This window comes from Ferruginibacter sp. (assembly GCF_014377975.1).
Lineage (GTDB): Bacteria > Bacteroidota > Bacteroidia > Chitinophagales > Chitinophagaceae > Ferruginibacter.
The window spans coordinates 1-8,672 of the sequence record NZ_JACMOO010000369.1 but is presented as its reverse complement, the minus strand read 5'-3'; the positions used below and the strand labels follow the sequence as shown (position 1 = coordinate 8,672).

Genomic DNA, 8,672 nt, shown 5'->3' with positions numbered 1-8,672 from the left:
GTTAATTTTTATAAAGGCCTGATCCAGATCTGCAATTAAATCTTCTACTTCTTCCAGCCCTACACTTAAACGGATCAGGCTGTCATTTACACCGTTGGCTCTTCTTATATCAGCCGGAATACTTTTGTGCGTCATGTTTGCATGAAGGCCTGATACAAGGACAACAAAAAAGCTCATCCGATAAATCAGATGAGCTTTTAATATTTTGAAGATATTTTTTGGCTGAGGATCTGACTTATCTTCCCGTAGTCTCAACATGTTGTTCATGAAAAAACGGGATGGAATTGGCACCTTTTCCTTGTCGTCCAGAGCGGAGCCGAAGGTTAGGTTGTCAAGGCGTCATCGGGCCATTACCCTCTGCCTTTCTTGATAAGCGAATAATTAAAGAACTAATGTAAAGGTATAACTGCAAGTTTTAAAATTCCAAATATTTTTTTAAGGACAGGCTACAATAAAACTGTAAGCGTTACTGGCATTGCGTTACAGGATAATAATTTTTTTCTTGCCAATCATGTGCATCATTTTTATAGAAGGATAACCAAAAGTTTTTTATCTTGTTGTTGAAGATAAAATGAACCGGACCTATATGTACAATATTCAACAAACATTACAACAATACTTTGGCTATAATTCTTTCAGACACAACCAGGAAGAAATTATTGAAAATGTGCTGGCAAAAAAAGACAGCATTGTTTTAATGCCTACCGGTGGCGGTAAATCTTTATGTTACCAGATACCTGCATTGGTACTGCAAGGGGTTACCATTGTAGTGTCGCCCTTGATCGCACTGATGAAAGACCAGGTAGATGCCTTGAAATTAAATGGTGTTGCTGCGGCTTTTTTAAATTCTTCCCAATCTTCTTCCGAACAATCTTCTATCATTCAGCAGTTAAAAAATAACCGCCTAAAATTATTGTATGTAGCACCTGAACGTTTGCTGGGGCAAAATGGGTTACTTAATTATTTAAAAGAAATCAATGTATCCTTATTTGCCATTGATGAGGCACATTGTATCAGCCATTGGGGCCACGATTTTAGGCCGGAATATTTAGTGCTGGGGCAATTAAAAAAACAGTTTCCTGCTGTACCAATTATTGCCTTAACAGCTACGGCAGATTCGCTTACAAAAAAGGATATTATTCAGAAACTGGAAGTAACAGATTATACAGTATATGAAAATTCTTTTAACCGCCCCAACATTAGTTATTACATCAAACAAAAGCGGAATCATTTTAATCAGTTGACGGATTTTTTATCGGAGCATAAAGAAGATAGCGGTATCATTTATTGCCTCAGCCGCAGCTCTACCGAAAAGCTTGCCGGAGACTTAAGAGATGAAGGATATGCAGCAGCAGCCTATCATGCAGGACTAGATAAAAATATAAAGGAAGAGAACCAGGATAAGTTTTTAAAGGATGAAATAAAAATTATTGTAGCAACGATTGCTTTTGGGATGGGCATTAATAAAAGCAATGTGCGGTTTGTTGTGCATGTAGATATGCCAAAAAACATTGAAGGTTATTACCAGGAAACCGGCAGGGCAGGAAGGGATGGATTGCCCAGTGAAGCCATTTTGTTTTACAGTGCATCAGATGTGTTTAAACTAAAAAGTTTTGCCAGAGTAGAAGGTAATGAAGCACAGAGTAAAGTGATGTTAAAAAAGCTGGATCAGATGGCAGCATTTTGCGAAACAAGACAATGCCGCCGCAAATATTTACTAAATTATTTTGATGAACCAGCTGCTAATTTTTGCGGCAGTTGCGATGTGTGTTTAAGTCAGGAAGAAAAGACAGATGCTACCATTGAAGCACAAAAAATATTAAGTGCGGTTACAAGATTGCAGGAAAGATTTGGAATTAATTATGTGATAGATTTTCTGAGAGGCAGCAGCACCACAAAAACAGAGCACCAGGGAATTAAAACATTTGGTATTGGTAAAGACATTAGCAAAGACCAATGGAAAATTTACGTAAAAGATATGCTGCAGTTGGGCTATCTGCAACAAAGCGATACAGAATACCCGGTGTTGCAACTGACCGAAATAAGTAAGCAGATATTGAGAGGAGAAATACAGGTGATGCTGATAAAATCTGTTTCGGTAAATAAGGAAATTGTACAAAAAAGTAGTGTGGCAGAACCTGTGCATGCAGACCTGTTTAAAAAGTTAAAAACCATCCGGTATGATCTGGCAAAAGAAGAAAATGTAGCGGCCTTTCAGGTTTTTAGTGATGCTACATTGATGGAACTTGCGATTTACCTGCCACTCACCAATGCAGCGTTGGCAAAGATCTCCGGCTTTGGAGCCATCAAGCTGGAGCGGTACGGAAATAACTTTTTAGATGCCATTATAGATTATTGCGTGGCTAATAACCTTACTACAAAAATTGATGCAAAAGTACCCAAGCGGCAGCGCAAATCTTCTGCCGTGGAAAAAACTTCCGAAACCAAAAAGCTAAGCCTGCAACTGTTTCAGTTAGGCCGGTCGGTTGATGAAATTGCTTTTGAAAGAAGTCTCTCCACAAGTACTATTGTAGTGCACCTGGCACATTTTATTTTTTCTGGCGAACTGAAAATTAATGAACTGGTGAATGCAGAAAAATTAATGGTTATTACCAAAGCCATTGAAGAAACCAACAATAGTTTGGCCGTTGCAACTATCAAACAAAAGCTCGGCGATGGTTATAGTTATGGAGAAATTACTGCAGTGATGAATTATTTGCGAAGGATGAGTGAGGCGTAAATTTAATAAATTGAGTTAATCAAATCAAAATTTCAGATCTTACTGGTATGCCTATCGCAATCATATCTTTTTTGAAAGCAAGCCAGTGTTTGTCTCTTAAACTCCCTGCCGCAAATTTTTCTGACTCAAATTCTTTTGTAAGTATCCTTAAAGCATTTGATCTTCTGTATTGACTTTCAAAGACGAATCCGTTTATGTCATGTATATTGAATATTCTCTTCTTCCATAGAAAAAAATGATTTTTAATAGTAAGGGTTTCTCCATTCACAATAAAATAATTCATCTGAGTTCCAATGGCAAAAAAGGATATTAAGAATGGAATAATTAATAGCGGAAATAAATAAAATGAGTTTGAATGAAGCTTCCTAAAACCTATTGCAAAAAAAATAGCTGGTATAAACACGGTAGCGGTATTGCTTGTTATCCATGGATTACCTGCATAAACTTTATTTTTAAATAACATCAACGATGATTTGTCTACAGTTGACTGTTTATCTCTAACTTTTACTTTTAATTTTGCAAAAATATACTGCCTTATTTTTGGCAGATTTGAATACCATTCTTCCCACAAAATTATTTTTTCATTATTATCAAAATGTATGCAGGTAGATTCCATATCCCTGCCAAGTATTTTAAAAAAAGCATAGTATTCCCTGGTACTAAAAAATATATCAGTGATAGATGACCATAAATATTTCTTTGTGCTGAATAAATATTTAATTGTAATAGAATCTTCTTCAAAAATTATCTTTGGGCACTTTTTTAGAAGATTATAAGGGAAATAAATTGCAAAAAATGTAGTGAAAAATGCAAATGCAACTTCTCCGGGAGATCCTTCCATTTCACTTGAACTATCTTCTATTAATGCTATAGAGATTATGGCGAAAAAAACAGAAGCCAAAATCGTACTAAATGCCTGAAGTGTTTTTAGCTTAGTTTTTATCACCTGTTACAATTAAAAAATTTATTATTCTTGTTTAAATATCAGGATTCCATATTTTTATTCATCCACTCTGCCTGCGAACCAGCTGTTTTTTCTATCATTATTTTATTGGCTATTTTACCTTGTCCCTTTATGATAGATTCGGTTACATAGGAATGTTCAATGGCTTCACTTTCTTTCATGCCAAACAGCTTTATCAGCGGAATCATTTTATCGCTGCCAAAATGTTTAAACAACGGTTCGTCCATAGCACTGAAAATGGGAATGTTTGTAAGCTGCCAGTCTTTTACCAGCTCTAGTTCTGTTGCAGGCAATGGATAATGTTCTAAAAATACCGGTTGATGATTTTGTGGTATGGTTATATCTATTTTATTAACCGTTGTTATTCTGTCTTCATCAATTCCATTTTGTACAAAAAATGCTTTGTAGGTTTCAGCAGTTTCGTTAAACCATGCAATAAAAATAGCTTCAGGTTGTGTTTTGGCTAATAGCAGACAGGCATTCATTTTGCCTTCGGTGGTGAGATAGACTTTGTCTTTAAAAATTGCGGTTGATCCGGTGGAGTCTTTTTTGCCAAATAAGTTTGATAACATGGAGGATGTTTATGGGGTGCAAATTAATAAAACATGGAATGCATGACTAATCCTCATCAGTTTGTTTTATTGAAATCTTCAATACTTTTTTAGAAAATGCTATCAACTTTTTTTGCTCAGCCATTCCTAAGCAGCGTTAATTTTTAATGGCTTTATAGAATTTATCGAAGTAGACTTCGCCTCAATTTCTTCTTCCAAATCAAAATCATCCTGCAAGCCAAGCCAGAATTTCGCAGAGTTGCCAAAATATTTACTAAGTCTTAAAGCTGTGTCAGCGGTGATTCTGCGGTTGCCTTTTATAATTTCAGAAATCCTGGTTTGAGGTATCTCAATATCTTTAGCAAGTTTGTAAGCGGAGATATTAAAAGCTAGAAGGAATTCTTCTGATAAGATTTCTCCGGGGTGTATGTTTTTTAGTTTTGCCATTTTAATATGATTTAATGATAATCAATTATTTGAACGTCCGAAGCAGATCCGTTATTCCATTTAAAAATGATACGCCATTGAATATTGATTCGAATGCTATAAAAATTATTTAATTTACTGGATAATTTTTCCAATCTGTTTGATGGAGGGATTTTTAGATCTGTAAGATTAATTGAGTTATTTAGCATTCTCAACTTTCTTCTGCCAATACCTTGAATTTCGATGGGTAATTTTTTTACTCTTTCTCCATCCCATATTTTTTCAGTGTCATTATTGCCAAAAGATATAATCATACTTCTATCTCATTACTAACGTTAAAAGTAAGTATATTGTTTCAGATTAAAATACTTAAAAGTTTATTATCATGAATCAATGCCGTTAAGTTAAGAAATAAGAGTGGCGGGTGAGGGCTGTATAATTTGTCTTTAAAAATGGCAGGAAATCCGGTGGAGTCTTTTTTGCCAAATAGGTTTGATAGCATTAATATGTTTTTAAAGAAAATTTTAAAATGTTATTGCTGGTGTATTAAAGTGTCCCTGTCCATTAGTTTTCTTTACTTTTTAATTTTCCTTTTCACAGCTTTTAATTTTTCATTAATCTTAACAGGCGTTTCTTTCAGTTCTTTATCCATTCGTTTTTGAATCTCTTCAATACTGGGAAGTTTTCCTTTGAAATTGCCCGGGAGTTTTTGGGAAATTTTATATTCTGCAATTCCAATCGGTTTGGTGGTATCTCTCAGGGCATATTCAGCAACAATTTTATTATTAGTTTTGCAAAGTATTAAACCGATAGAAGCCTCATCATACTTACCTTTTAAATTGTCATCTGCCAGGCCTAAGTAAAGGTTCATCTTACTGATGAACTCTGCTTCGAACTCACCGATTTTTAAATCAATAATGATATGCCTTCTTAACCTGGTGTGATAAAATAACAAATCAATGCAAAATTCCCTTCCTCCGGCTTCAAATCTTTTTTGCCTCCCCATAAAGGCAAAACCCTCACCTAACTCCAGTAAAAATTTGGTAACCTGGTTCATTAGCGCATTTTCCAGGTCTCTTTCTTTTGCCTCTTCTCCCAGCATTATAAAATCAAGTTGATAAGGATCTTTAAAAAGTTGCATTGCCAATTCAGATTCGTAAGCAGGTAATGAACTGGTAAAATTGCTGGTAAGCATACCTTGCCGCTTATGCAGCCCGCTTTCAATTTGGTTTACCAGCAGGGCTCGTGTCCATCCATTTTGTATTGCTTTTTGGGCATAAAATAATCTTTCTTCTGGTTGTTTTAATTTATCCAGCAGGGTACAATTATGGCCCCAGGGTAATTTTGCAACAGCCTGTTGCAAAATTGTAAAAGGGAGGTTTTTATTGTCATTATTCAATTTTGCAACGCTCTGTTGCAAAATTATAAACTTAGGATAAGCCAGCACAAATTCCCTCATATAACGGAGGTTTCTGGGAGACAAGCCCTTCATATCAGGAAACTCAATTTTTAAATCACTGGCCAATCTTTCTACTGTTTTAGTACCCCAGCCTTCGGCCTTTTCCTGTTTACGAATGGTATTGCCGATTTCCCAGAATACAGTAAGCAGTTCATTGTTAACAGCAACAACAGCACGTAATCTTGCCTGCCTGATTCTTTCTTTCAGGGTCTGTAAAACAGTCATGTAGTTTTTACTTACCATATCTGCCATGGCCAATAGTTTTGTTGTAGATGATGAAGATAATTATAATTTTAATCAGGTAAAAACCGGGTATAAAATTAAACAGTAATGATAAAGCTGTCGCTAAAAATATTAAACAACAAGCCACCCAACCAAACCCCACCCTTTTTGTTTTGTATCTTTACAAAACAGTAAAATAATACATGGCCAAAGTAAAAAAATCTCCTACAGAAAATATAATTAGCAACGAATTTATTGAAGTGTTTGGTGCAAGGGAGCACAACCTGAAAGACATTGATATAAAAATTCCCAAAAACCAACTGGTGGTGTTTACCGGTGTTAGTGGCAGTGGTAAATCGTCACTGGCATTTGATACCATTTACAACGAAGGCCAGCGTAGGTATATGGAAAGCTTCAGTGCTTATGCCCGTCAGTTTATGGGCGATATGGAGCGGCCCGATGTGGATAAAATCACGGGCCTATCACCCGTAATTTCTATTGAGCAAAAAACTACTAATAAAAATCCACGCAGTACAGTCGGTACCATTACTGAGATATATGATTTTCTCAGGTTGTTGTATGCAAGGGTGGGAGAGGCGTACAGTTACAACACCGAAAAAAAAATGGTAAAGTTTAGTGAAGAGGAAATTGTGACCAATATTTTTTCAAAATTTTTGAATAAAAAAATAAGTCTGCTGGCACCACTGGTTAGGGGCCGCAAAGGACATTACAGGGAACTGTTTGAAGACATCCGCAAGAAGGGTTATTTAAAAGTCCGCATCGATGGGGAGGTAAAAGACCTGGTGCCAAAAATGCAAATTGACCGGTACAAAATTCATGATATTGAAGTAGTGGTAGACAGGTTGGCCGTAACCGATGATATGAAAGTAAGGTTGAGCCAGAGCGTACAAAAAACTTTGCAAGTGGGTAAAGACCTGATGTTCTTATTGATCAACGACGATAACAAAACCGTACAGTACAGCAAACAACTGATGTGTGAAGATACCGGTATCAGTTACGAAGAACCAAGCCCCAATGCTTTTTCATTTAACAGTCCGTATGGGGCCTGTCCTGTCTGTAAAGGATTGGGAACTGTGTACACCATTGATATGGAAGAAGTGCTTCCCGATAATACAAAAAGTATAAAGGGTGGCGCTATTGTGCCGTTGGGCGAAGAGCGGGATGCCAGCGTGTTTCAACAGGTAATAGTATTTGCAAGAAAGCATAAAATCAATTTAGATAAACCACTAAAAGATCTTCCGCAGGAACAGGTAAACCTGCTGCTGTATGGCGACCAGCTGATAAATCCCGAACTGCAACTTGATCTCAGTGATGATACCATTCCGTTGGAATATAGCGGCAGTTATGAAGGTATTATCCCGATGCTGAAAAGATGGTTTGCATCGCCTAATAGTGGGGAAGCTTTAAGAGATTGGGTGGAGAAGTTTATGCAGTTAAAAACCTGTGATAGTTGTAATGGAGATAGGTTGAAAAAGGAAAGCCTTTGGTTTAAAGTAGATGAAAAAAATATTGCAGAATTAGGCGCAAAGAATTTAGACAAGTTGGCGGATTGGTTCAATGATATTGAAAAGCGGTTGAGTAAAAAGCAAAATGCCATTGCCAAAGATGTGTTGAAAGAGATAAGAGATCGCTTACAATTTTTGCTGGATGTAGGGTTGACCTACCTTACCTTAAACCGTTCTTCTAAAAGCCTCAGTGGTGGCGAATCGCAGCGCATCAGGCTGGCTACACAAATTGGTTCTCAGTTGCAGGGCATCACGTATATTTTGGACGAGCCAAGCATTGGTTTGCACCAGAGAGATAACCAGCGATTGATTGGGGCCTTACAAAATTTAAGAAATATTGGTAATAGCGTATTGGTAGTAGAGCATGATAAAGATATTATGCTGGCGGCAGATTATTTAGTAGATATTGGCCCAAAAGCGGGCAAGCATGGCGGTGAGATTGTAGCGATGGGAACACCACAGCAAGTGCTGGAAAGTAAGAGCGATACAGCGAAATACCTGAGTGGTGAAAAAAGTATCGCAATACCTGTAGAAAGAAGAAAAGGCAACGGGAAATTTTTAGAAATAAAAGGTGCTAAAGGAAACAACTTAAAAAATGTAAGTGTAAAATTTCCCCTGGGTGAATTAATACTTGTTACTGGCGTTAGTGGTAGCGGAAAATCAACACTGATTAACGAAACCTTGTATCCTTTATTGAATAAATATTGCTACAATTCAAAAGCAAATCCGCTGGAATATAAATCGATAAAAGGCTTAGAGCATATTGATAAAGTAATTGAAATTG

8 protein-coding genes and 1 riboswitch are annotated in these 8,672 nt (G+C 36.5%); of the genes, 2 read left to right on the top strand and 6 right to left on the bottom strand.

The annotated features are described in order from the left end of the window. The coding region (locus H7254_RS18240) for a PLP-dependent transferase (protein WP_301934331.1) at positions 1 to 135 on the bottom strand (135 nt) is incomplete at its 3' end. Positions 136 to 232: 97 nt separating this feature from the next. Next, positions 233 to 376, bottom strand: a riboswitch (SAM riboswitch). Positions 377 to 586: 210 nt separating this feature from the next. On the opposite strand from H7254_RS18240, the gene recQ reads away from it, so the two are divergent. Further along, complete coding sequence (recQ, locus tag H7254_RS18235) at positions 587 to 2,740, top strand: DNA helicase RecQ (RefSeq protein ID WP_301934330.1); 2,154 nt, start codon at positions 587 to 589, stop codon at positions 2,738 to 2,740. 19 nt (positions 2,741 to 2,759) lie between these two features. Here recQ and H7254_RS18230 read toward each other — a convergent pair whose 3' ends face one another. From H7254_RS18230 to H7254_RS18210, 5 genes are all read right to left on the bottom strand, one after another. After that, the gene (locus H7254_RS18230) at positions 2,760 to 3,686 is read right to left on the bottom strand and encodes a hypothetical protein (RefSeq protein WP_301934329.1); all 927 of its coding nucleotides are present in this window, start codon (positions 3,684 to 3,686) and stop codon (positions 2,760 to 2,762) included. A gap of 38 nt (positions 3,687 to 3,724) precedes the next feature. Further along, on the bottom strand, positions 3,725 to 4,276 hold the full coding sequence (locus H7254_RS18225; protein WP_301934328.1) for a hypothetical protein: 552 nt from the start codon (positions 4,274 to 4,276) through the stop codon (positions 3,725 to 3,727). 126 nt (positions 4,277 to 4,402) lie between these two features. After that, on the bottom strand, positions 4,403 to 4,702 hold the full coding sequence (locus tag H7254_RS18220) for a HigA family addiction module antitoxin (RefSeq protein WP_301934327.1): 300 nt from the start codon (positions 4,700 to 4,702) through the stop codon (positions 4,403 to 4,405). An 11-nt stretch (positions 4,703 to 4,713) separates the two neighbouring features. Further along, positions 4,714 to 4,995 (bottom strand): type II toxin-antitoxin system RelE/ParE family toxin, encoded by a 282-nt coding sequence (locus H7254_RS18215; protein ID WP_301934326.1) that lies wholly within the window; start codon positions 4,993 to 4,995, stop codon positions 4,714 to 4,716. A gap of 260 nt (positions 4,996 to 5,255) precedes the next feature. Further along, positions 5,256 to 6,392 carry a YhcG family protein gene (locus tag H7254_RS18210; RefSeq protein WP_301934325.1) on the bottom strand — a complete coding sequence of 379 codons (1,137 nt, stop codon included), beginning with the start codon at positions 6,390 to 6,392 and terminating at the stop codon, positions 5,256 to 5,258. Between the two features lie 173 nt (positions 6,393 to 6,565). Between H7254_RS18210 and uvrA the strand changes: the two genes are divergently transcribed. Continuing rightward, on the top strand, positions 6,566 to 8,672 hold a 2,107-nt coding region (gene uvrA / locus H7254_RS18205; protein ID WP_301934324.1), incomplete at its 3' end, for an excinuclease ABC subunit UvrA.